Annotated in this window: 16 protein-coding genes, 1 tRNA gene, 1 other RNA gene and 1 pseudogene; 1 reads left to right on the forward strand and 18 read right to left on the reverse strand. The window is 55.0% G+C overall.

From position 1 onward, the window contains the following. Window positions 1-2: 2 nt before the first annotated feature. From GF1_RS08875 to tadA, 5 genes are all read right to left on the reverse strand, one after another. Window positions 3-311 carry a YbaB/EbfC family nucleoid-associated protein gene (locus GF1_RS08875; RefSeq protein ID WP_267926175.1) on the reverse strand — a complete coding sequence of 103 codons (309 nt, stop codon included), beginning with the start codon at window positions 309-311 and terminating at the stop codon, window positions 3-5. A 62-nt stretch (window positions 312-373) separates the two neighbouring features. Further along, window positions 374-2,233, reverse strand: coding sequence for a DNA polymerase III subunit gamma/tau (gene dnaX / locus GF1_RS08880; protein ID WP_267926176.1), 1,860 nt, complete (start codon window positions 2,231-2,233; stop codon window positions 374-376). A gap of 113 nt (window positions 2,234-2,346) precedes the next feature. After that, window positions 2,347-2,445, reverse strand: an RNA gene (gene ffs / locus GF1_RS08885) — signal recognition particle sRNA small type. A 98-nt stretch (window positions 2,446-2,543) separates the two neighbouring features. Next, window positions 2,544-2,629: transfer RNA gene (locus GF1_RS08890), tRNA-Ser, on the reverse strand. A 114-nt stretch (window positions 2,630-2,743) separates the two neighbouring features. Beyond that, window positions 2,744-3,232, reverse strand: a complete 489-nt coding sequence (gene tadA / locus GF1_RS08895; protein ID WP_267926177.1) for a tRNA adenosine(34) deaminase TadA — start codon at window positions 3,230-3,232, stop codon at window positions 2,744-2,746. A 235-nt stretch (window positions 3,233-3,467) separates the two neighbouring features. On the opposite strand from tadA, the gene GF1_RS08900 reads away from it, so the two are divergent. After that, complete coding sequence (locus GF1_RS08900; RefSeq protein ID WP_267926178.1) at window positions 3,468-4,850, forward strand: sigma-54-dependent transcriptional regulator; 1,383 nt, start codon at window positions 3,468-3,470, stop codon at window positions 4,848-4,850. Window positions 4,851-5,172: 322 nt separating this feature from the next. On the opposite strand, the gene hypB is transcribed toward GF1_RS08900, so the two are convergent. From hypB to GF1_RS08965, 13 genes and pseudogenes are all read right to left on the reverse strand, one after another. After that, window positions 5,173-5,883 (reverse strand): hydrogenase nickel incorporation protein HypB, encoded by a 711-nt coding sequence (gene hypB / locus GF1_RS08905; RefSeq protein ID WP_267926179.1) that lies wholly within the window; start codon window positions 5,881-5,883, stop codon window positions 5,173-5,175. A 50-nt stretch (window positions 5,884-5,933) separates the two neighbouring features. After that, window positions 5,934-6,179, reverse strand: coding sequence for a hydrogenase maturation nickel metallochaperone HypA/HybF (locus tag GF1_RS08910; protein WP_267926180.1), 246 nt, complete (start codon window positions 6,177-6,179; stop codon window positions 5,934-5,936). Continuing rightward, window positions 6,172-6,677, reverse strand: a pseudogene (locus GF1_RS08915) (HyaD/HybD family hydrogenase maturation endopeptidase). The gene GF1_RS08910 and the pseudogene GF1_RS08915 overlap by 8 nt, the downstream one beginning before the upstream one ends. Window positions 6,678-6,728: 51 nt before the next feature. Further along, a complete protein-coding gene (gene cybH / locus GF1_RS08920; RefSeq protein ID WP_267926181.1) occupies window positions 6,729-7,370 on the reverse strand; it encodes a Ni/Fe-hydrogenase, b-type cytochrome subunit in 642 nt (213 codons plus the stop codon). Window positions 7,371-7,418: 48 nt separating this feature from the next. Further along, window positions 7,419-9,119 (reverse strand): nickel-dependent hydrogenase large subunit, encoded by a 1,701-nt coding sequence (locus GF1_RS08925; protein WP_267926182.1) that lies wholly within the window; start codon window positions 9,117-9,119, stop codon window positions 7,419-7,421. Window positions 9,120-9,146: 27 nt separating this feature from the next. Further along, the gene (locus GF1_RS08930) at window positions 9,147-10,235 is read right to left on the reverse strand and encodes a hydrogenase small subunit (RefSeq protein WP_267926183.1); all 1,089 of its coding nucleotides are present in this window, start codon (window positions 10,233-10,235) and stop codon (window positions 9,147-9,149) included. Between the two features lie 210 nt (window positions 10,236-10,445). Next, window positions 10,446-12,680, reverse strand: coding sequence for a SulP family inorganic anion transporter (locus tag GF1_RS08935; RefSeq protein ID WP_267926184.1), 2,235 nt, complete (start codon window positions 12,678-12,680; stop codon window positions 10,446-10,448). 449 nt (window positions 12,681-13,129) lie between these two features. Then, a complete protein-coding gene (locus tag GF1_RS08940; protein ID WP_267926186.1) occupies window positions 13,130-13,384 on the reverse strand; it encodes a hypothetical protein in 255 nt (84 codons plus the stop codon). A 91-nt stretch (window positions 13,385-13,475) separates the two neighbouring features. Further along, on the reverse strand, window positions 13,476-14,834 hold the full coding sequence (locus tag GF1_RS08945) for an IS5 family transposase (RefSeq protein ID WP_267926043.1): 1,359 nt from the start codon (window positions 14,832-14,834) through the stop codon (window positions 13,476-13,478). Window positions 14,835-15,028: 194 nt separating this feature from the next. After that, the gene (locus GF1_RS08950; protein WP_267926188.1) at window positions 15,029-16,378 is read right to left on the reverse strand and encodes a Ni/Fe hydrogenase subunit alpha; all 1,350 of its coding nucleotides are present in this window, start codon (window positions 16,376-16,378) and stop codon (window positions 15,029-15,031) included. Between the two features lie 14 nt (window positions 16,379-16,392). Then, window positions 16,393-17,322 carry an NADH-quinone oxidoreductase subunit B family protein gene (locus GF1_RS08955; RefSeq protein ID WP_267926189.1) on the reverse strand — a complete coding sequence of 310 codons (930 nt, stop codon included), beginning with the start codon at window positions 17,320-17,322 and terminating at the stop codon, window positions 16,393-16,395. Between the two features lie 10 nt (window positions 17,323-17,332). Further along, the gene (locus tag GF1_RS08960) at window positions 17,333-17,758 is read right to left on the reverse strand and encodes a hydrogenase iron-sulfur subunit (RefSeq protein WP_267926190.1); all 426 of its coding nucleotides are present in this window, start codon (window positions 17,756-17,758) and stop codon (window positions 17,333-17,335) included. A 43-nt stretch (window positions 17,759-17,801) separates the two neighbouring features. Further along, complete coding sequence (locus tag GF1_RS08965) at window positions 17,802-20,861, reverse strand: FAD-dependent oxidoreductase (protein WP_267926191.1); 3,060 nt, start codon at window positions 20,859-20,861, stop codon at window positions 17,802-17,804. Window positions 20,862-20,863: the final 2 nt, after the last annotated feature.

Genomic DNA, 20,863 nt, shown 5'->3' on the forward strand with positions numbered 1-20,863 from the left:
GCTCAGAACAGGCCGGGAATGCGCATGCCCCCGGTCAGCTTGCTCATCTCATCCTGGCCCAGCTCCTTGGCCTTGCGCAGACCATCGTTGACAGCAGCGGTGATGAGATCCTGCAGCATTTGCGGGTCGTCGGGGTTGATGACCTCCGGCTCGATGGACATTCCAAGCACCTCCCCCTTGCCGTTGACCGTGACCGTCACCATGCCGCCGCCGGCAGTACCGGTCACCGTCCTGGTGGCCAGCTCTTCCTGGATCTGGGCCATTTTTTCCTGAAAATGCCGTGCCTGCTGCATCAGTTCACTGATATCCATTTCCACATCCTCCAAGATATTTTTCCCTGCTACCGTTCTGCCGGCACCCCCATACCCGGAGCTCACACCGAAGCATCCCCTCCGTCCCTGGCGTCGGAATCCAGCGGTTTGCGGAACCGGGGACCGACCCGGATATCGCCTACCTGGCCATTGAAGATCTCCACTGCCGCCAGGACCAGGGGATCGTTGGCCAGGGCCTGACGTTCCTGCTGGGGGCTGATCCCGTTTTCTCCGTCCACTTCACAGTCCCCTTCCGGAACGTGGAAGACCACCCGGAAGGTATCCTGGAAAAAGTCCATGGCAAACTCGGTGAGCAGGGTGATATTTTCCCTGTTTTTCAGCATGGTGCAGTCCACCGAATCGGTGTACTGAATGATCAGCCGATCTTCTTCGAATCGTGCGCCGTCGGCCCGCTGCAGCACCGCAGCCATCCACTGTTTGCGTTCCCGGACATAGCCGATAAAGCTCTCCCAGTGCCGGCGCACATCCTTGCGCCGCCCCCGGTAGCCACTTTCCGGCACAACCCCGGTGTCGTCGGGGACAGGATCCTCTGCAGAAACGGGCCGGGACTGTGCCATTTTGTCTGGCTGGCCCTGGACCGGGACCTTCTTCCCGTGGGCCGGCGGTGGAGAGGTTGGTTCCTGCCGGACAGCCGGAGCAGATGGCGGCGCTGAAGGCGTGGTTTCCGTGTCCGTCCCGGACTGCGTCGACACCTGGCTCACAGGAGGAGTGGCAGCCGGTCTCTCCGGCCGGGGTTCCCTGGCCACCGGTTCCAGCTCCACCCCCTGCAGGGCCTGGTCAAGTCTCTCGAGCAGGGTGGCGACGGAAACCACCTCGGCTGCCTGCACCGCCCTGATAAACGCCATCTCCAGGGCCAGTCGCGGCCGGGCGGCAAAGGTCACCTTTTCAAGGCTCTCAAGGAGCAGATCAAACATGGAAGATACGGTTTCCGCGCTGTGCCGGGCCGCACATTGGCGAAGCTCCTCAAGATCCTCGGCCGGCAGATCGAGCTGGCGCTCGGGCTCCCTGCTGACCCGGCAAATGAGCAGGGCCCGGAACCAGTCGAGCAGATCGTTGATGAATCGCTTGACGTCCATACCATAGGTGTACACCTGGTCGAGACGCTCCAGGGCCGTGGCCAGGTCACCGGCCAGCAGAGCCTGACCCAGCTCACCAATGACCTCATGGCTGACCAGACCGAGTATTTCGACCACATCGTTGGCCAGGACCTCGTCGCCGCAGTACGAAAAAACCTGGTCCAGCAGACTAAGCCCGTCCCGCACCGATCCGCCGGATTCCCGGACGATGAGCCGCATGGCCTGAGGTTCAATCCGTACCCCTTCCTGGTCGGCAAGACGATTGAAATGGGTGGCCAGTTCCCCGTGGCTGACCCGCTGCAGCTCGTAGCGCTGACATCGGGACAAAATGGTCACCGGCACCTTGTGCAGTTCGGTGGTGGCGAACATGAAGTAGACATGCTCCGGCGGTTCCTCCAGGGTCTTCAACAGTGCGTTGAAGGCCTCGGTGGTGAGCATGTGCACCTCATCGATAATGATAATCTTGAAGCGGGAACTCGTCGGCATGAAGCGGATGTTTTCCTTGAGTTCCCGAATTTCCTGAATACCACGGTTGGATGCCCCGTCCACCTCGTGCAGATCCACCGAAGATCCGGACATGATCTCCCGGCAGGAACGGCAGGTGTTGCAGGGTTCGGGCGCTGGGCCCTGTTCGCAGTTGAGAGCTTTGGCCATGATCCTGGCCAGGGTGGTCTTACCGGTTCCGCGTACACCACTGAAGATGAGCGCATGGGCGACCCGGTTCTGGGCCAGCGCGTTCTGCAGGGTCCGGACAACGGAGCGCTGCCCTACAACCTCGGCAAAACGTTGTGGTCTGGATTTTCTGGCAAGGACAAGATAGGACACTGGCAGCTTTCAGAAATCGGATTCAGGTGGAGGAGGTGGGCAACATCCTGTTTTTCTGCAGGCCATACGATACCCCATACAGGGATAAACAGAAACCGGAAAGCTGAAAAAAGGATAGCCGGGCAACCCTGCAACACACAAAGAGATTCACTACCGCTGCTTCCTCCCGGACCTGACGGAGTTCGTGAGTCTTTGTTGCGCAGGACCCGGCTATCACACCTAGGTCTGATATGAAATACAGGCCGACTACCTGTATGAAGTACTATAATTCCCCGGCAGCCAAAAGGCAACCGGAGATGCACAGTATCAATGGCGGAGAGGGTGAGATTCGAACTCACGGTACTTTCGTACACACGCGTTCCAGGCGTGCACCTTAAGCCACTCGGTCACCTCTCCGCTCAAGAGGTGCTGAAACAGAATGAAAAAGAAAGGTGTCTCTCTTTTTCCTCCATGCATTCCTGGGACCCTCTTTTATCCGGTGTTCCATTTTTTGACAACAGAAAAATACCGTTATCGTCGAGAACGGAAAAAATTTTTCAGGAGCTGGCCGCACTCTTTGCCAAGAACTCCACCGGTGATGACAAAACAGTGGTTGAGCAGGCCGTCACTGCCGATCCTGTATTTCGAGACCAGGGCGCCGGCCTTGGGATCATGGGCGCCAAAGACCACCCGCTCCACCCGGGCATGGACCAGGGCCGCCGCACACATGGCGCAAGGCTCCAGGGTGACCACCATTGTGGTCCCGGGCAACCGGTAATTACCAATTTTCTCCGCGGCCTGGCGCAGGGCCCGCATTTCCGCGTGTCCGGACGGATCATGGGCCTGGATACAGTTGTTACCCGCGGCAGCCAGAATGTCTCCCTCCCTGCCAACAAGGACCGCCCCCACCGGGACCTCGCCCATGGCCGCCGCTTCCCCGGCCCGGACGATGGCAAGTCGCATCAGGGCGATATCTTCGCTGCACACCGCTGAATTGTTTTCTGGAAAGCTGGATGCCATCAGACACCATCCGATTTCCCGGTCAGAAACAATCTCTCCGGCCGCCAGATGGCTGGCCAGCAGACCGATATCGGTCCGGAACAAACGGGAAAGCCTCTCAAAATCCCTCTAAACCCGGCATCTTCCATAAAAAACCTCTTTCCAGCCTTTGCTTTTGTCGTCAAAAGGCATATAATTACAAAAAAGATACAGAGATGACATTTTCGAAAGCCACCAGGAGCGCTCCACCATTCCCATGCCCGAAGCGAAATACACGGTATTAGCCTACGAATCCATACCCGAGGCCCGCCAGGCGATAACCACCGCCCTGGAGGACATGGCCGAGATAACCTTTCATACCTCACCGGGATCATTCCAGCAGGAAAGAAAAAAGAGACAGTTCGACCTTATCTTCCTTAACATCGAACCCAGAAACGGAGTCCATACGGACGCCACCTTAAAGCCGCTCCAGGAAACCCTGCAGGATGCAACATACACCCCGATCATTGTCACCTGCAAGCTCGAGAGTGCCGACCTGATCGTCAAGGCGATCAAGGAAGGGGCCTTCGATTTTCTGGCACCCCCCTTTTTTCCGGAAAAGGTGCAGCTGGCCGCGACCCGGGCCATCCGCCAGCGGGAACTGCAAAACGAGATAGATTACCTGCGGCGCAAGCAGGATGTGGTCTATGATTTCGACAAGATCATTGCCGAGAGCCCCTCGTTCAAGAAGGTCATCACCAGTCTGAAAAAATTTGCCGCCACCGATTCCACCATCCTGATCACAGGAGAAACCGGTACCGGAAAGAGCTTTCTCTCCGGCTCCATCCATTACAACAGTCCCCGCCGCCACAAACCCTTTATAAAAATAAACTGTGCCAATATTCCGGAGACACTTCTTGAGAGCGAACTGTTTGGCCACGAGAAAGGGTCGTTCACCGGGGCGGACAAGCAGCGGATCGGCCGGTTCGAACAGGCCAACGGCGGCACCATCTTCCTCGACGAGATCGGCGAGATCTCCATGGACATCCAGAGCAAGCTGCTGCGGGTACTGGAAGAGAAATCCTTTGAACGGGTGGGAGGCAACAAGACCATCAACGTCGATGTCCGGGTAATTGCCGCCACCAACAAAAACCTCAGCGAACAGATCAGTGTGGGGAAATTCAGGGAAGACCTCTACTACAGGATCAATGTCCTGCCGGTCCAGCTGCCCTCCCTGCGGGAACGGCCCCTGTGTATCGAACCGCTGGCCAAAGTCCTCCTGGACAAGGCCTGCCAGTCACTGAAAAAAAAGATCAAAGGTTTTGCCCCCGATGCCCTGGCCCTGATCAAGAGCTACCGTTGGCCGGGCAATATCCGCCAGCTGGCCAATACCATCGAGCGGGCCGTAATCCTCGAAGACAACGACTACATCCATCCCGATGCCATCCAGATTCCGGAGCTGCAGAAAAACAGCCTCAGCCGGGCAATCACCTGCGAGCCCCTGGAGGTGCACGAAAAGGACCTGATCATCAAGGCCCTGGAAGAAAATCTCTGGGTGCAGAAAAATGCCGCCAAACGGCTGGGGATCAGTCCCCGGGCCCTGAACTACAAGATCAACAAATTCGGCATCACCCATCCAAACTGGCGCAAGAACAAATAACTATCCGCCCCCGGAAAGACCTGCACCGGCAACAGGCCCACATGGTATAATGTGCCGGACTATCCCAATCCATGCACGTGGACAATTGGAGCTTCGCTGCAAAACTCGGCTGTGCCACGGCTCATGGCACGGCGAGAGCGCGGCATCAATCTTTGTTCCGGCAGCCCTGCCACGGAGAGCCCGGTGCTTTTCGTCCATGTGCACATGGACGAGTACCGGCACCTTTTTTTTGTCGTTCACCTCTGATCCTGCCCCGAGAATTGATTTTCTGACAGGAAATATACCGGGCGCCAGAATCGCGACACTTTCCTCCTGTCAGTCGTTATCGCCGGGCGGCGACCAGGCCCTCCAGGTGGGCGATCCACTCTGCCATCCCCTGGCCGGTCGGCGCCGCCAGCTCAAAGATCCGCAAATCCGGCTTGAGACGCAGGGCCTCCTGGCGGGCCTCCTCCACGGAGAAATCAAAATAGGGAAGGAGATCTGTCTTGGTGATCACAAAGGTATGGGCCCCTGTGAAGGTGGTCGGGTACTTGGCCGGTTTATCCGATCCTTCGGGAACCGAGACCAGGATGATGCGCTCATGCTCACCCAGGTCAAAGGTCGCCGGACAAACCAGGTTACCCACGTTTTCAATGAAGATCAGATCAAATCCGCCGGAGTCTGCCTGCTTCTCCAGCGCATGCAGCCCCTTGTGAACCAGCGGCGCGTCCAGGTGGCAGGCCCCCCCGGTGGTAAGCTGCACCACCGGCACACCTTTTTTTCGAATCCGGTCCGCATCCCGTTCGGTCTCGATGTCTCCCTCGATCACCCCGATACGGAGCCGGTCCCCCAGTATCATGATGGTATGCTCAAGCAGGGTGGTCTTGCCGGAGCCTGGACTTGAGATCATGTTGATGGCCACAGCGCCCATGGCCTCGATATGGTTTCTGTTCCGGGCAGCCTGCTCCCGGTTTGCCGCCAGCAGGCTCTGATGAACATCGACCACTGTTCCCGTTGCCCCATCGCTGCCATGGCATCCGCATGAATCACACATTTTTTTTCTTTCCTGTACTTGGCTGTTTAACAATCATAACGACCGGTTTGTCACTCCATCTCCACCTGGGTGAGGACCAGATCCGTTCCCTCGCTCCTGGTTATCTCCAGGATGGCATCCCGGGCCGGTTCCCAGTCAGCCTTGAGGGCATCGAAACCAAAAACAAAGGAATCGACAACGATGCCGGCGGAGGAACCGATGGAGACCCGGACCGTGTGGATCCGTTTCGCCCCGTGGGCGGCTGCCAGCTCACCAAGCTGGCTCATCAGCCCCTGGGCCAGGGAAAACTCATGCACGGGCGGCCTGCTCCTTTTCTTCCAGCACCACCCCATGGGAGGCGAGGCACTTGATGAGAATATCCAGAACCTCGTCTATCCTGGGCGCAAGCCTTGGGGACAGGCCAATACCCGTGGACAGATCCTCTGGAACCACAGTGATCATCTCCACCTTTTCCGGCGACCTGCCCCGCAGCTCGCAGAGGGAGAGAATCTCCAGCAGGCCCACCTGGTGGGGTGACATCCTGGTCTGGATATTGCCGGAGCGGACATCCTGATCGGTAAAACGGTGAATGGAGCCCGGCGCACTATCGAGACTGACCGTGTCAATGACATAGAGGACATCCACATCCTCGATAAAGGGGCCAGCATGATGCCGGCCGTGCCACCGTCCAGGACCTGGACGTTCTCCGGGATCTGGTAGAGGTGGTTGAACTTTTCGATGAAGTGCACACCAAAGCCTTCGTCCCGGAGAAGCAGGTTGCCTATGCCCAGGATACCTATTTTCTGAGTCTGCATAAAAAAAGAAGAGGTCCGGAGGCCGCGCTAAGGCTGCCCCCGGACGGGAAATCATGATTTGGATTGCCTGAACTTGTAGCCATTGAATATGGAGGAGATCAGTCCGTCCCTGGCCATCACGTCGTTCCAGACACATAGATAGATATGGATCAGGGCAAAGACCATGAAGTACCAGGTGAGCAGATAATGGATGAACCGGGCCGTCTGCTGCGGACCGAAAAACAGCCCGATCTGCTGCCAGGTGGCGGATTCGGGATAGAGCATGTAGAAACCGGTCAGGACCTGGACAGCGGCGGCCAGAAAAGTCAGGCCATAGGCGCTGCCGGCCAGGGCGTTATGCCCGAGCCGCTCTTCATGGCTGTCGCGCAGATAGCTGTAGATCCCCAGGGTGGCAACAAAATTCTTGATATTGCGGGGGGTAATGGGAAGAAAATCCCAGAGCCGCTCCTGCCGGTTGCCAAAGATCAGCAGATAGAGCCGGGCCAGCACCGCCCCGGTGAAGACAAAGGCGGCGATGAAATGAATGTAGCGCATGGTGGCCACCGGAAAGGTGGAGCCACCTTCGAGCATGGTATTGGTCCATGGAAAATGGATATAAAACCCGGTCACGCTGAGAGCCAAAACAGACAGGGCAAGAGCCCAGTGGTAAAGCCTCAGCAGGATGGACCAGGTATACTTTCTTTCGTACTGCATAACTCCCTCCTGTAAATCAGAGATTGCAGATATTCCCTCCGGCCGGCATCACAGGGCCTTGACCTTGCAGAACTCCCTGCCTTCCGGATCCAGCATGTGTACCGCGCAGGCAATACAGGGATCAAAGGAGTGTACGGTACGAAGGACCTCCAGGGGCATTTCCGGATCAGCCATGGGATTGCCCACCAGCGACGCCTCGTAGGGGCCCGGTTTGCCCTTGTCGTCCCGGGGACCGGCGTTCCAGGTGGAAGGCACCACGCACTGGTAGTTCTTGATCTTGCCGTCCCTGATGACGATCCAGTGCGACAGGGCGCCGCGCGGGGCCTCGTGGAACCCGAAGCCCTGCTGTTCTCCCTTGGGAAAGGTGGGTTTGTTGAAGATTTCCAGGTCCCCACGGCCGATGTTATCCACCAGCAGCTGCCAGTGCTTGAGCGCCAGGTCGGCCAGCATGGCCGCCCGCACCGCCCGGGCAAGATGGCGCCCCGGTGTAGAGTGAAGCACAGAGGCATCCACTTTGGCTCCAGCAAGAGAGCTGACCCTGGACAGGGCATCATCAACATATTTTGTTGTCAGCTCATGCCCCTGGGCATAGCCGACCAGGACCTGGGCCAGTGGCCCGACCTGCATTGGTTCTCCCTGGAAGCGCGGGGCCTTGAGCCAGGTGTACTTTCCATTATCCTGGAACTCTGTGTATTTAGGGACAGTTTCCTCCTCATAGGGATGCTTGGTCCAGTCGCCATCATACCAGGAACGGGCAATACACTCGACCACGTTGTCGCGGAAATAGGGATCGTTGAAACTGGTAAACGATTTGACACTCTTCAGGTCGCCACCCATGATCGTCCCACCAGGGAGATCAAACTTCGTTCCCTTGGTATCTAGTACCATGTCAGGCACAGCCAGATAATTGGTCACCCCGGCACCATACTGGAGCCAATCCTTGTAGAGGGCTCCGACGGCGATAACATCGGGGAGGTAAACATTCTGTATAAAACCACGGACCTCCTCGACCAGCTGTTTCACCCAGTAGAGACGCTCCATGTTGAGGGTGGCCTCATTATCCGGATTGATGGCTGCGGTAACACCGCCGACCGACAGGTTCTGGATGTGCGGATTCTTGCCGGAAATGATGGCCAGGGCCTGATCAGCCTTGCGCTGATAATCAAGGGCTTCGAGGTAATGGGAAACTGCCATCAGGTTTGCTTCCGGCGGCAGGGTCATGGCAGAATGGCCCCAGTAAGCATTGGCAAAGGGGCCAAGCTGACCGGAATCGACTATGGCTTGAACCTTTTCCTTGACCGCCTTGAACCGGTTATAGCTGTTACCGGGCCAGTTGGACAGACTTTCCGCCAGCTGCACGGTTTTCCTGACATCGGCACTGAGCGCCGAAACCACATCGACCCAGTCAAGAGCGGAAAGGACGTAAAAATGGACAATATGATCATGCAGAGCATGTATGGACTGGACCAGGTTCCGGATATACTGGGCATTGATCGGAATTTCCATACCCAGGGCGTTTTCAACCGACCGTACCGAGGCCAGAGCATGTACGGTGGTACAGACACCACATATACGCTGGGTAAAAAGCCAGGCATCCCGGGGATCGCGTCCCTGTAGAATAACCTCAATTCCGCGCCACATCTGGCCGGAAGACCAAGCTTTCTTGATTACGCCGCCATCCACCTCAGCATCAATCCTCAGGTGGCCCTCAATCCTGGTGACAGGATCGACCACAATTCTCTGTGCCATGACTACTCCTCCTTATATGGGCCGCAGTTAGTTCTGCTCGTCGTTCTTTTTTCCCTGAACCAGCTTCCTGCCAACGCCGACAGCGGCATGGATACCCACGGCCGCGGCGGTCACACCAAGGATCTTCTTGCCGGCAGAACCAGCATCTGCCACAATCCCGCCGCCAGCACCGGGAACGGTCACATTGGGCAGCCGCCCGTAGAACGGTCCCATGGTATCCCAGAACCCTGGCTCGGTGCAGCCGACACAGCCGTGCCCCACACTGACGGGCCAGACGCCCACGTCATTGAAGCGGATCGCCGGACAGTTGGAGAAGGTTCCAGGCCCCTTGCAGCCCACTTTGTAGAGGCAGTATCCCTGGCGATGGCCCTCGTCACCGAACTGCTCGGCAAAACGTCCCTCATCGAAATGGGGCCGACGCTCACAGTGATCGTGGATCTTGCGACCATAGGCAAACAGCGGTCGACCGAGCTGGTCGGTACGGGGCAGTTTTTTAAAGGTAAAATAATGCAGGACAGTGCCCAGAAAGGAAACAGGGTTTGGCGGGCAGCCGGGAACATTGATTATCGGGGTACCCTTGAGCAGGTCCTGGACTCCCACCGCGCCGGTGGGGTTGGGATCGGCCGCCTGGATGCCGCCGTAGGAGGCACAGGTACCGATGGCAATCACCGCCGCAGCCCTGGGACCGACATCGGCCAGAATTTCCATGGCCGTCCTGTCGGCGATTTTGCAGTAGATCCCGCCGTCTTTTGTCGGAATGGCGCCTTCCACCACACAGATAAACTTGCCGTCGTGCTTGGTGATGGTATCATGGAGTGATTTTTCCGCCTGGTGCCCGGCGGCCGCCATGACGGTTTCATGGTAATCCAGAGAGATGATATCGAGAATCAGACGGCCGATATCCGGATGCGATGCCCGAAGCAGACTTTCTGTACAACCGGTGCACTCCTGGAAATGGAGCCATACCACCGGCGGACGCGTCGGGGAGGCCGCTGCCTCCACCAGCTTCGGCACCATGGACTCGGAAAGCCCAAGTGCTGTCGCAGCCAGTGTACAGCCCTTGAGAAATCCCCTTCGGCTCACCTTGAAGTTCCGCTCACAGTACTGCTTCGACATGGCACCCTCCTTCCTGATGATGGGTTATCAATACACCTGTGCAAGTTGTGCACTGCACAAGTCGCACAGGTATGCAAAAAAATTTGTATGGGATTACAATAAATTATATACCATATTTTACAGTAATCAATAACAAGCTCAAAAAAAACCGTACTTCTTATAAGTTTTTCTGATGCAGAAAAATAGCGCCCCCTGCAAGGCACCACATTGTTACCTATCAACAAGTACCTTCTTTAATGGACAAGTATCTTCTTCCGATACATCATGCGCCAGGTGCCAGATGATCTCGATGGCACTGGCCAGGGTGGGGAATATATGATCCTCGCCGATTTTCATCAGCAGCCCGGTACGACGCATAGTGTCGATGATATGCTCTTTCAACCCACTGAAATAAACATCATATCCAGCAGATCGCAACCGATCTACGAGAAGCGCCAGGGCTGATTCACCGGATGCATCTATGTCATTTATCCCATTACATTTAAAATGGATAATTTTCAGTTCAGGCATGCTGGCGACAATTTTCAGCACCTCATCTTCAAGATAACTGATATTTGCAAAAAACAGCGGACCGTCAAAACGGATCACCGCGATATGTTTGCACTGCTTGAGACGAAAACGTTGAGCATTCCTGAAATGCCCGTCTTCCCACAGGGACAGTTCGGCAATAACCGGTTTCATCTTGCGATAAAAGAATACTCCGATGGTAAGGGCAACACCGAGCAGGATGCCTTTATCCAGATGAGGAGCAAAAAACAGCGTGGCGACAAAGGTGATGACACTGATAATGCCATCGGATTTCTTTACCATGTAGGCATGCTTGATGTCATGGACATTGAGAAGGCCCACCACCGCCATGATGATAATGGCGGCCAGAACCGACTGGGGCAGATGGTACAGCAGCGGAGTACAGAAAAGCAGCGCAACAACCACGGCCAGACTGGTAAACACCGAGGACATGCCGGTCTGGGCCCCGGCCTGAAAATTCACTGCAGAGCGAGAGAAGGAGCCAGAGACCGGATAGCTCCTGCCAAAGGAACCAACCATGTTTGCCAGTCCCTGCCCTATCAACTCCTGATTGGGATCGAGCCTCCCCCCGGTCCGGGCGGCAATGGCCTTGGCAATGGAGATAGCCTCCATGAACCCGAGGATGGAGATGATAATGGCCGGAACAATCAGCTTCGCAACAACGGCGAGGTCAAATGTCGGCATGGCCAGTTCGGGCAATCCCCTGGGTACCATACCGACGACCTCTCCACCACCTACAAGAAGGATATGTTCGGGATCCAACGGTCTATTACCAACCCTGATCCGCCAGATATTTTTTTCAGCCCACTTTTCCGGGGGAACCGATTCTTTTAATGCATAATGCAGTGACCCGTCCGACACCTGAACGGAAACCAGCTGCATGGAACGCAGCTTCTTTCTGAGAGCCACACCGCGCTCCTTTTCCTCGGCCAGATATTGATCCAGAACACCAGCCATGAGGTGCAGTTCCAGAACCTTTTCCAGCGGAATATGTTCCGCCGACTTCACCCTGGTCCCTTTCTTCAGCTCCTCCAGATTGACATCCCGGCTCGGATGACAGCTGCTGCAGAGTTTTTTTTCCACATCCGGCTCTGCCCTGTCAGCCGCATTCTGCGTGATCATTGTCCGCACCGAGGTGGTCTGGAGAATATTATCCAGGTTGGAATTCATATCCTGGATCAGGGCAGGGAAGCCGGGCACCTTGATATCATCTATCGTAACATGCCTGTTCTTTTCAAATCCGGTAAGCCAGGAAAGCGTCGTGGTGATAACAACAGCAACGAGTACATAGGGCAGGCGGGGGTTCCACTTCTTGAGCCCGACCATCACCACGAGCGCCAGCAAACCCATGAAAAAGGTCGGCCAGTGGATAAAGGCAAAGGCTGCTTCCATTACCCGCCATATGGTCTCAAAATAATGTTCCGCCTTATCAACATGCACGCCGAAAAGCTTGGGAAGCTGGCTGGAAGCGATAATAAGGGCCGCAGCGTTTGTAAATCCCGAAACAACGGGATGGGAAAGCAGGTTGACAACAATACCGAGCCGGAGGACTCCAAGCAGAAACTGAAACAGTCCCACGATAAAGGCGAGAAGAACAGCATAGGCGATATAGGCTTCGCTTCCCGCAATGGCCAGGGGCTCCAGACTGGCGGCTGTCATCATGGAAACCACGGCTACAGGACCGGTTGCCAGCCGGTGGCTGGAGCCAAAAAGTGCGGCTACAAGGGGAGGGAGAAAGGACGCGTACAGGCCGTAGTAGGCAGGCAATCCTGCAAGTTGAGCATAGGCCATGGACTGGGGGATCAGGACTAGAGCGACGGTGACGCCGGCGACAAAATCCATCTTCAGGATGGAGACGCCATAGTCTTTAAACCAGGAAAGAAAGGGAAAAAAGGTGGTTATGGCTGGTTTGGGCATGAATTTTGACCTCGGGTGCTGGATTACGGGATCAAAACATTCCGCAGGAGACCAACCGTGCTTGATGAACAGGCGACTGGGACGAACTGATTCTCGCTGAGTCAGAATCGGCCATCCTTGTCCTTTGAGGTCTCCTGCGGAACACTGATGTTTGCTGCCGCAATGGGCCGGACGCGTTGCCGCAGCGCCTGTCTGCCAGAACCGGCCCAGTAATCAATAACTGAAAAACATTCCGCGGACAGCTTTTTGGCGCAGAGGAAATGGTAGGAGAAGTATCTGAGGGGAGTGTGACCAGCACCTCGTTATCCGTTAATACAGATCGCTGCCCGCGGAACCTCGACATATCGTTTTTCGTTTTTTGTATTTTTATTATTTCGCAGCACTTTCCCGGGGATCTTTCAGACCCCGGTACTGGAAGGCCGGGGTCGGGTCATCCCCAGCGGACAGCCTCATTCCTCCCTGGCCTCAGCCTCATCTCTGATGGTATCAAACCGCTCAGATTGGATGACCTTTTGTCTTTCCAATTCGGCTATTTCATCCATGGAAAGATGTACCAGTCCACAGAGCGGGCAGGTACCGTCCACCTCGTCACCAACGGCCCTGGCCTTGAGCTCGTCAGCCGTAAGATGACCGACATACCCGCAGGCACCACTGGGATTTTCCGCCCTGACCTGACGTCTTTTCTTTTTTTCGTTCTCACTCATGACAACCACCTCTGCTTGTCGTCTGTTTTCACACACCGTCTGTTTTCACACACTGGTGAGTGTATTTAGTCGATCTTGAAAAATCCCATTTTCAGACCGTCAAAAGCCTTGTCACCAAGGGCTGACTCCATGAATGGAGTCGACCCAACCTCTTCAACAGAGACACAAACAAAAAATAAGACAGTTCTTCCCTCAGTTTCCTGAGGAGGATACGGATATTCTGTCCAGCTCCGCAAAGCAGTGCGTTGATTTTATCTCCGAGTATTCCTTTCAGGTAGTTTCGATCCAGCTTGCCATCAGCCTTCATATGGCCAATGACCGGCTCGATAGCACTTCGTCGCTTGAGCTCCTTTTTCATCTGGGGAGTCATCCCGCGCTTTCTGCCGGAGATAAACACCTGGGTGGTGTTCACTCCGTGACCGCGGTAGCCACGATCAACATAACATCGCCTGACCACCTTGCCGGTAAGTTCCTGGACCTGCTCCAGAGCCTTGGCCAAGGTGTGGCCATCGTAGGGGTTGCCATGCTCGGCAAGCATGCCTACAACAAAGTTGTCACGGTTCGTGACCGCCACGCTGACCTTGACCCCGAATTCATACTTTCTATGGGCCTTGCCTTTGGCAATGCATTCAACCTCCGGGGCATGGAGACTGTAGAGCTTGTCCTTGTCTTTTCGTTCCTGAGAGAGCAACCGCTCTGCCATGGCCAGTTCCTCTTTGAAAACAGAACGAAGTTCTTCCCGTTGTTCCAGCTTTCTATTGATGTCACGGTAAACTCGGCCAAGGTAGGTTTTAAGTCGCTTGATCTCACGCCTGGCTCGTTTGATTTGCCGGGCATGCAGGTAGCGTCCAACCTTGAGCAGGGCTTTGGGGCCTAATCGGGCATAACTTTGGCGAAGGGGCAGGTCAAATTTCCTGGCAAGCTTGACCAGCCTTTCACGGCTACGATTGTACAATTTGGCATCTGTGGGATAGGTGACGGCTTTGCGCTGCACCGTCGTATCCACGGATACTCGTTCCAGGCTGGAATCCTTGATGCAGTTGCTTGCAAGACCTGCCTCTATTGTCGCCTTCAAAATGAGCCGAGCACCTTTTTCGCCTATCCGCTTGCGCCAGCGGCTCATGGACGAAGGATCTATGGGCAGATGGTGCTGGAAATAACTTTCGCCACAAAAAAACTGCCAGTAGGGATTTTCCACCCAGCGTCTGACCACCTCTTCATCGGAAAGACCAAAGGCATGACCCAGGTAGGTCAAACCTGCCAGCAATCGAATGGGGATGCCAGGCCTTCCTTTTTTCTCGGAATACAGTGTGCCAAACTCCTTCTCGAAAATTTCCCAGGGGAGCAGTTCCGCCAGCCGGTACAGCTCATGAGTTCGGTCGAGAATATTTTCCAGCCTGCTGCGAAAAAGATCTCCCTGGGGGGTTGAATTGCTCAGTCTTGGACGCATGGAAATCACCAGAAATTGAAGGGTAAAAGTGCAATAACCTGCAATTTATGGTGATATAATTTAGCAAAATTAATTCAAAATTTCAATAAGTTAAGGTTTTTTCAAGGCCGACTATTTAAGGTATTGCCGGAGCTGTCGACCAGAGTTACGGTCAGAGGCATACCGCCATCCAGGCGGTGCGTGGCGCACGACATTCACGGGTCATATGCGCGAACCGCCATTTCGACCTTGTTAAGCAACCCCTCGTCATAAACACCGCCCCTGATAAGACTGGTGGCAGCCTCTTTGACACTCATATTCATGGGGGCGATGTTATGGGTGGTACCGACGATCATATTGGCCTTGACAATGCAACCATCTTCATCGGTGGTATAATCGTGGATAAGAGTCCCGCGGGGAGCTTCCACAGCCCCAACACCCCGGCCGGCCTTTGGTTCTGCCTTGGCCCTGACATTTTTATCCGTAATATCATCCTGCTCAAGCAGTTCAATGGTGCGCTCACAGGCATACACAAGCTCGATCAAACGGGCCCAGTGATAAAGCAGGGTACCCTGGGCAGGCCGACCAAATTTTTCGCGAAACTCCTCCAGCTCCTCCTGGGCACGCGGAGTGGACAACCGCTCCGCCACATTAATACGGGCAAGAGTGTTGGCACGATAGACGCCTTTTGGCGCAGCCAGATCCATGGAAAATCCCTCATCCCAGCATTTGGCATAGGGCATTTTTCCGTATGTCCAGGACTCCACGTGTTCCGCCAGATACTGATCGTACTGATCAACGGGAAAGTCGGTAATGGTGCCATCGGCCTTCATAAGCCGCAGATGCCCGTCATATAACCGTAATGCCCCGGAATCATCGACCGTACCCAGAAAGCCGGTGGTGATGGTACCAAGACTGGCAATGACATCTTCGTATTTGGGGAAGACACTGTTTTTGGCAAAATCCATGGCAAACAAGGCGAAATCAAGCAGTGTCCTGGTGTCTTCCAGGAGACCCTGACGTTCTTCCTCGGTCATGGGTTTGGCAAAACCACCGACCACGCCGGCGATGGGATGAATTGCCTTGCCGGCAAACCGTTCCAGCATCATCTGGCCCAGCTGCCGCATCTTGACGACCTGGGTCGCCAGCTCAGGCGCTTCCTTCACAATCCCGACGACGTTCCGAACCGAGTAATCACTGTCCGGCCCGAGAACAAAATCGGGCGCAGCCAGGAAAAAGAAATGAAGTATCTTGTCATTGATGTGGGCCATAATCTGGCACAGTTCGCGCAGTTTATGACCGGTGGGCGTCGGGGTAACCCCAAAGCACCCATCAACCGCTTTGTTGGAGGCGAGGTGGTGCATCCAGGGACAGATACCGCAGATCCGGTTCACAATGCGTGGAACCTCCTCTGCCGGACGCCCTTCAATGAACTTTTCAAAGCCCCGCAGGGACATAATGTGGAGAAAGGCGTCGCTCACATTACCGTCATCGTCAAGATGAATGGCAATCCGGGCATGCCCTTCAATCCTGGTTACCGGTTGTATATTTATCACGTTACCCATTGATCACCCCTCCGTCATTTTCCGGATTTTTTATTTATCGGCCTGAGCAGACCATGTGCCCCGGAAAAGCGTAATAAAGAGCGCCGGTCAACCACGGACTTAAAATCAATACCATTGCTGGCCAGTGCGTTCATCATATCAAGCATCTGATTTCCATCCCGCCGTACCGGTCCGAAACAGCCCCTGCATGGGACCCGGGCACTGATACAGGATGGGGCACCGCGTCTGGCACAACCAGCAGCGGTAACCGGACCCATGCACATGAACCCCTGCTCGAGCAGACAGCGCATTTCATCAATTGGTTTTTCCGGGTCATAATCAGCATTCTGAACAAAGCGCCTGACCTTGCTCACGTCGCCCTTGCCTTCCCGTCTGGTGGGACAGGTATCACAAACGGACTTACCGGGAATGACGGGATCGCGTCCTTCAATAAGCGCTGTCACAACCTCGGCTATCAGTTGCGGGTTTGGAGGACACCCGGGCAGGATGAGGTCAACTTTTACCTTTTCATCTACCGCATAAACCCGGTCAAGAGGCTTGGGGACAACGTCTGTCGGCACCTGGCACTTGTCTGTTGTCGGGGTTGCATAAGAGTTCTTGATTCCCTCTTCCATGCCCCAGGAATTTATAAGAGCGGGAAGCCCGCCATGGGTGGCACAGGTGCCAAGAGCAATCAGGATCTTGCACTGCTTACGCATGGCTTCAAGCACTTCCAGGTGCTCTTCATTGGCCACACCACCCGAGACAATGCCCACATCAGCTTCCGGAATCTCCAGCTCTTCCCCCTCCCCCATCTGACCATAGTATTTATGGTCCATCAAAACGGGTATATGGACAAAATCGATTTGTCCAAGCAACTCAACCAGGGGTTCACCTATATTGAGTATGGCAATTTCACAACCGGAACAGGAATGCAACCATTCCTCTGCTACGCGTACGCCCATAGTTTCCTCCTTATGCCGCCTGCGAGGCTTCAGAATTTGCGGCAACAGGGCCAAGTTTCTTTATCCGGGCCGTCATCTTGGTAACAGCCTCAACAAACTTGTCCGGCTCGGCAGAGGAACACCAGGCCAACATCAGGCGATCCTTTTCATAGCCGAAATCTTCCATCAGCTCGTGTACCATGTCCACCCGGGACAATGCCTTGACATTACCATCCAGGTAATGACATTCTCCAAGGTGTCAGCCAAGGACCATGACCCCGTCGGCCCCCTTGACAAAGGAGTTCAGGATCAACTCAGGATGCACCATACCTGAACACATGACTCGGATTATCCGGACATTGGGCGGATACTGCATTCTGGCGGTGCCAGCCAGATCTGCGGCGGCATACGAGCACCAGTTACAGCAAAAGGCAATTATCTTCGGTTCAAAGCTCATCGTAACATCTCCATGTAGTTAACAGGTTGCCGGCACATCCGGATCACACCGCAAGAGCCGCCTCAAGCTGACTTTCGAGCTGCTTGAGGGAGAATCCGGCCACAGACACGCCACGTTTGGGACAGGTCCCCTGACACAGGCCGCATCCCTTGCAATGGGCCTTGTTGATGGCAACACGTTTATGGATCTGCCCCTCGTCATCCGTCTCTTCCACAAGGGTAATGGCGTGATAAGGACAGACATCAACGCACAGGGCGCAGCCGTCACAGTTATCCGGATCAACTTCAGCCTTGATACCATCAAGGGTTATTTCATTCCGTGACAGTAAGGTGGCCGCCCTTGCAGAAGCAGCCAGGGCCTGGGCGATGGATTCTTCAACGGGTTTGGGATAATGGGCCATACCGGCGACAAAGAGCCCGTCCGTTGCAAAATCGACAGGCCGCAGTTTGGCATGCGATTCCTGGAAGAAGCCATGGTTATCCAGCGGCACCTTGTACAGCTGGGCCAGTTTTTTCGCCCCTGCGGAAGGAATAATAGCTGCTGCCAGGATGACCATATCCGCATTGATCAGCAGCGGTCTGTGAAGTACATGGTCCCACACTTCCACTACAAGACCATTTTTCCCCCTGGTAACCTTTGGCTTGCCATGCAGTTCGTAATTGATAAAAACAACGCCCAGCTCCCTGGCCTTCTTGTACAGTGTCTCACGCTGACCATACGTCCGCATGTCACGGTACAGAATATAAACCTGGCGGGAGGAATTTTCTTTTTTCAGCTCTATGGCTGCCTGCACCGAGTGGGTACAACAGACCTTTGAGCAGTAGTTACGATCCGACTCGCGCGACCCAACACACTGGATAAAGACAAAGGAATTACTGTTCCTGACATGAATGTCGTTGATCTCACACAGCTTGTCAAACTCAAGAGCAGAGACCACCTCCTTGTGCTCACGGTACCCGTACTCGTCAGGCATCAACCTGCTCGCACCGGTGGTGATGATGGCAACGCCATGGGAAATGGTTTCTTTTAAGCCTATTTTGTTTTTTATGGTGGACCGGAAATTACCGACATACCCTTCGGCCGCAACCACTTCCGTTTCCATGCGCACCGTGATCAGCTCATGGGAAGTAACCTTGTCCACCAGCCTGTGTAACCTGAGCGGAATATGCTCGCCCGACCAGGTATTATGCAGATGCCGTCCATTGCCACCAAGCACTGCGCTCCTTTCAATGAGGTCAACAGGAAAACCCTGATTGGCAAGATTGAGCGCCGCAGCCATACCGGCAATGCCACCGCCGATAACCAGAGCCCGCTGGGTGATGGGAACCGCCACATTCTCAAGTGGCCCCTGCCAGGTAACCTTGGCCACAGCCATTCTGGTCAGGTCTTTGGCCTTTTGTGTTGCCGCAGTCTTGTCCCCGGTGTGGACCCAGGAATTCTGGTTGCGGATATTTGCCATCTCAAAGAGATACTCATTGAGACCGGCAGCCCTGATGGTTTCATGAAACAGCGGTTCGTGGGTCCGGGGCGTACAGGCCGCCACCACGATTCTGTTGAGCTTGTTCTCCTGAATAACCTTGACCATCAGGTCCTGGGTGTCCTGGGAGCAGGTGAAGAGGTTGCGTTCCACGTGGACAACTCCCGGCAGAGTGGCAGCATACTCGGCCAGATCTTCCACATCCACGTATCCGGCAATATTGGATCCACAGTGACAGACAAAAACACCGATGCGCAGTTCTTCACCAAGAATGTCACGTTCAGGCGGAAAAGTTTTTTCCCGGGCCAGCTCAAACCTGGCCGGTGCCAGAGTATCGGCTGCTGCAGCGGCGGCTGCAGAACCCTCCATGACGGACTGGGGAATATCCTTGGGACCGGCAAAGGCGCCGCAGGTGAAGATACCGGCCTTGGACGTGGAAACCGGGGCAAAGTCGGAAACAGCGGCAAAATTATGATGCGTTAGTCTGACACCGGTCTTATCCGCCAGCTCCAGGACATGTTTCGGTGTTTCCAGGCCAACGGAAAGAACCACCAGGTCAAAGTACTCTTCGATCTGCTGTCCCTGTTCATTGACATAATGGAGACGTAGATCGCCTTCCCTGCCCTGGGGCTCCACGCCATTGACCCGACACCGGACGAAACGGACCCCGGCCTCGTTTTTTGCCCGCTGATAGTATTCGTCAAACTCCTTGCCGTGGGTCCGCATATCCATATAAAAGATGGATGTCTGCAGCCCCGGCACATGGTCCTTGGCGATAACAGCCTCTTTGATGGCGTACATGCAGCAGACAGAGGAACAGTAGCCATTACCGCAGAGATTTTCATCCCTGCTGCCAACGCACTGCAGAAAGGCCATCTTGCGCACCGGCTTGCCGTCCGACGGGCGAACCAGGTGCCCCTCGGTGGGACCGGAGGCGGAAAGATACCGCTCCAGCTGCATGGAGGTGATCACGTTGGGATACTGCCCGTATCCAAACACCTCGGTTCCCGATGGATCGAAACACTCAAAGCCAGGTGCCAGGATAACGGAACCCACATCAATCTCGTGGATTTTTTCCGTATCATCGAAATTAATGGCACCGGCAGGGCATACTTTGGCGCAAGCCCCACACCTTCCCGGCTTGTTGAGCCATATACAGGCTTCCGGATCAATCTGATATTTCAGGGGTACCGCCTGCGCATATTTTACATAAATCGCCTTGCGTTTTCCGGTGCCCGCATTGTACTCGTCATCAACTTTTTTCGGACATTTGCTCGCGCACTCCCCGCAGGCAATACACTTGTCCATGTCCACATAGCGGGGATGCTCCTTGAGCGTTACCTTGAAATTTCCTGCCCTGCCGGTAATCTCCGTTACCTCGCAGAGCGTCATCAACTCTATATTTAAGTGCCGACCGCACTCAACCAACTTAGGCGCGATAATTCACATCGAGCAGTCGTTGGTGGGGAAAGTCTTGTCCAGCTGAGCCATGGCTCCGCCAATGGCGCCTGAACGCTCGACCAGGTAGACAAAATACCCTGCATCCGCAAGGTCAAGGGCAGACTGCATTCCTGTAACGCCGCCACCAACCACCATTACCGAACCAATTGTCTTGTTTTTCAGCATTT

The sequence above is a fragment of the Desulfolithobacter dissulfuricans genome (genome assembly GCF_025998535.1).
Lineage (GTDB): Bacteria > Desulfobacterota > Desulfobulbia > Desulfobulbales > Desulfobulbaceae > Desulfolithobacter > Desulfolithobacter dissulfuricans.